Origin of the sequence: Kineococcus indalonis (genome assembly GCF_009906395.1) — a bacterium.
Taxonomy (GTDB): domain Bacteria; phylum Actinomycetota; class Actinomycetes; order Actinomycetales; family Kineococcaceae; genus Kineococcus; species Kineococcus indalonis.
Genome location: NZ_JAAALM010000452.1, coordinates 1 through 3,373, shown reverse-complemented (window position 1 = coordinate 3,373; position 3,373 = coordinate 1). Strand labels below are relative to the sequence as shown.

Annotated in this window: 2 protein-coding genes; one reads left to right on the top strand and one right to left on the bottom strand. The window is 76.4% G+C overall.

Annotation, left to right across the window (positions count from 1 at the left end; genetic code table 11):
• Positions 1–305: 305 nt before the first annotated feature.
• Complete coding sequence (locus tag GTR00_RS17295; RefSeq protein ID WP_166612825.1) at positions 306–1,685, top strand: cryptochrome/photolyase family protein; 1,380 nt, start codon at positions 306–308, stop codon at positions 1,683–1,685.
• A 51-nt stretch (positions 1,686–1,736) separates the two neighbouring features.
• Here the strand turns inward: GTR00_RS17295 and GTR00_RS17290 are convergent, their stop codons facing one another.
• Positions 1,737–3,215, bottom strand: coding sequence for an NCS2 family permease (locus GTR00_RS17290; RefSeq protein WP_166612824.1), 1,479 nt, complete (start codon positions 3,213–3,215; stop codon positions 1,737–1,739).
• Positions 3,216–3,373 lie beyond the last annotated feature (158 nt).

Here is a 3,373-nt window from a genome sequence, read left to right as displayed (position 1 = left end):
GACGCTGACGCGGATCCTGGTGGACCAGACGCTGGAGAACGCCACACCCCGCGCAGGGCGCCCAGCGCCCCGCCGCGGTGCTCCCGATCACGTCGCCACCCTGCCAGGTCGCAGCGCGCGCGCCACCGGCCGCGCCGCCCGGTCCGCTCGGCACCGCCCGGTCTGCCCGCTCGACGCCGCCCGGCCCGGCGCCTCGCGGGCACCGCGGGCCTGCACTAGCGTCGCCGGCCGTGGCGCAGCGACGGTCCAGCCCCCCGGCCCCCTCCGCGCAGCGGGACCCGCGGCCGGGCGGCACCGGCACCGCCGTGCTGTGGTTCCGCCGCGACCTGCGGCTGCGCGACCACCCGGCGCTGGTGGCCGCGGCCGCCGACGGCGAGGTGCTGCCGCTGTTCGTCCTCGACGACGCCCTGTGGGGCCCCTCCGGCGACGTGCGCCGCGCCCACCTGCTGCGCTCCCTGCGCTCCCTGGACGCCGCCCTGGGGGGGCACCTCGTCGTCGAGCACGGCGACCCCGCCGACGTGGTGCCCCGGGTGGCGCGGCGCGCCGGCGCCGCGCGGGTGCACGTCAGCGCCGACGCGGGCCCCTACGGGCGCCGGCGCGACGACGCCGTCGCGGCCGCCCTGGCCGGCGCCGGGCGCGAGCTGGTGCGCACCGGCACCCCCTACGCCATCGGCCCGGGCACCCTGCGCACCGCCGCCGGCACGCCCTTCCAGGTCTTCAACGCGTACTCGCGCGCCTGGCTCGCCCACGGCGTGCCCGCCCCGGCCCCGCCCGCCCGCGCGCGCTGGGTCCGCGACGGCGGGCCGGGCCTGGACGCGCCCGGCCGGCCCGCCGAACCGGACCTCGGCGGGGTCGAGCTGCCCCCGGCCGGGGAGGACGCCGCCCTGGCGCGCTGGGCCTCCTTCCGCGAGCACGCCCTGGGCGCCTACGAGCACGGCCGAGACCGCCCCGACCTGGACGGCACCAGCCAGCTCTCGCACGCGCTGAAGTGGGGCGAGCTGCACCCGCGGACCCTGCTGCACGACCTGCGCGGGCACGAGGGCCCCGGGGCGGCCAGCTACCGCAGCGAGCTGGCCTGGCGCGACTTCTACGCCGACGTCCTGTGGCACCGGCCCGACAGCGCCCGCGGGTACTACGCCCCCCAGCTGGCGCAGCTGCGCTACGAGAGCCCGGACTCCGAGGCCTTCCGGGCCTGGTGCGAGGGGCGCACCGGCTACCCGGTCGTGGACGCCGGCATGCGCCAGATGCGCAGCGTCGGCTGGGTGCACAACCGCGTGCGGCTGATCGTGGGCAGCTTCCTCGTCAAGGACCTGCACGTGGAGTGGACGCACGGCGGCCGGGAGTTCATGCGCCGCCTGCGCGACGCGGACCTGTCCAGCAACACGCACAACTGGCAGTGGGTCGCCGGCTCCGGCCCCGACGCCGGCCCGTTCTTCCGCGTGTTCAACCCGATCACGCAGGGGCTGAAGTTCGACCCCGAGGGGGAGTACGTGCGCCGGTACGTGCCCGAGCTGCGCCACCTGCCCGGGAAGGCGGCGCACACCCCGTGGGAGGCGGCGGACGGGTACGCCCACGGCTACCCGCAGCGCATCGTGGACCACGCCCGCGAGCGGCGGGTCGCACTGGAGGAGTACGCCCGGGTCCGCGACCGCGACCGCGACCGCGACCGCGACCGGCGCGGCTGAGGCCCGCGCTCCCGCCGGCCCCGCCGACGGGGCCGGCGGGAGCGCACCCGCTCAGGCGGCGCCCAGGGCGTCCTTGACGGGGTCGATGGCGAAGTAGAGGACGAACAGCGCCGCCACCAGCCACAGCAGCGGGTGCACCTGCCGCGCCTTGCCGCGCACGACCTTCAGCAGCACCAGCGCGACGAAGCCGGCGCCGATGCCGGCGCTGATGGAGTACGTGAACGGCATGAGCACGATCGTCAGGAACGCCGGCAGCGCGATCTCCACGTCGTCCCAGTCGATGCTCTTGACCTGGGTCATCATGAGGAAGCCGACCACGACCAGCGCCGGCGTGGCCGCCTCGTAGGGCACGATCGCGACGGCCGGGGCCAGGAACGTCGTCAGCAGGAACGCCACCCCGGTGACCACGCTGGCCAGGCCGGTGCGCGCCCCCTCGCCCACGCCGGTGGCGGACTCGATGAAGCTGGTGTTGCTGGAGACGCCGGCCGCGCCGCCCGCGCTGGCCGCCAGGGAGTCCACCACGAGGATGCGGCGCATGTTGGGCGGGTTGCCCTCGGCGTCGAGCAGGTCCCCCTCCTTGCCGATGGCGACCATCGTGCCCATCGTGTCGAAGAAGTCGGCCAGCAGCAGCGTGAAGACCAGCAGCGCCACGCTGACCACGCCGATGCGCCCGAAGGAGCCCAGCAGGTCGAACCGGCCCAGCAGGGAGAAGTCCGGGGTGTCCACCCACGAGCCCGGCAGCGCGGGCACGTTCAGGCCCCACGCGCGCGGGTCGCGCACCTCCCCGTCGGCGCCGGTGCGCGCGCCCAGGTCGGCGACGGCCTCCACGACGACGGCCAGCACGGTGGCCGCCACGATGCCGACGAGGATGGCCCCGCGCACCCCGCGCGCCATGAGCACGACCGTGAGCAGCAGCCCGGCGACGAACACCAGGGTCGGCCAGCCGGAGAGGAACCCGCCGATGCCCAGCTCCAGCGGTGTGCCGCTGCCGCTGCGCACGAACCCGGCGTCGACCAGCCCGACGATGGTGATGAACAGCCCGATGCCCACGCTGATCGCCGTCTTCAGCTGCGCGGGCACCGCGTGGAAGACGGCCTCGCGGAAGCCGGTGAGGACCAGCACGAGGATGATCAGGCCCTCGATGACCACCAGGCCCATCGCGTCCGGCCACGTCATGCCCGGCAGCGCCGCGACGCCGAAGGCGATGAACGCGTTGAGCCCCAGGCCCGTGGCCAGCGCCAGCGGGTAGTTGCCGACCACGCCCATGAGGATCGTCATGACGCCGGCGACCAGGGCCGTGCCGGCCGCCACGGCCGCCAGGTCGGGGGCGTCGCCGCCGCCGAGGAAGGCCCCCGTGCTGTCGGGCTGGGTGCCGATGATCAGCGGGTTGAGCACCACGATGTAGGCCATCGTGAAGAACGTCGCGAGCCCGCCGCGGACCTCGCGGGCCACGGTGGAGCCGCGCTCGGAGACGCGGAAGAAGCGGTCCAGCGCCGAGCGCGGGCGCGGGGGACTGGTACGGGTGGCCATGGAGCACCTCGGGGGGTCTGCGGAGCGAGGGGCGGCCGCGACGTCGAGGCCGTCAGGATCCTGCCAGAGCCGGGCCCGGGGCCGGTGCCACCGCAGCGGTGGGTGAGCGCCCGCGACGCGGGGTCACCGGTGGCGCGGGGCCACCGGCGGCCCCGCGC

Bases quoted from the DNA above. Each gene is read 5' to 3' on its own strand.
- GTR00_RS17290 (WP_166612824.1), bottom strand. From the start codon at position 3,215: ATGGCCACCCGTACCAGTCCCCCGCGCCCGCGCTCGGCGCTGGACCGC.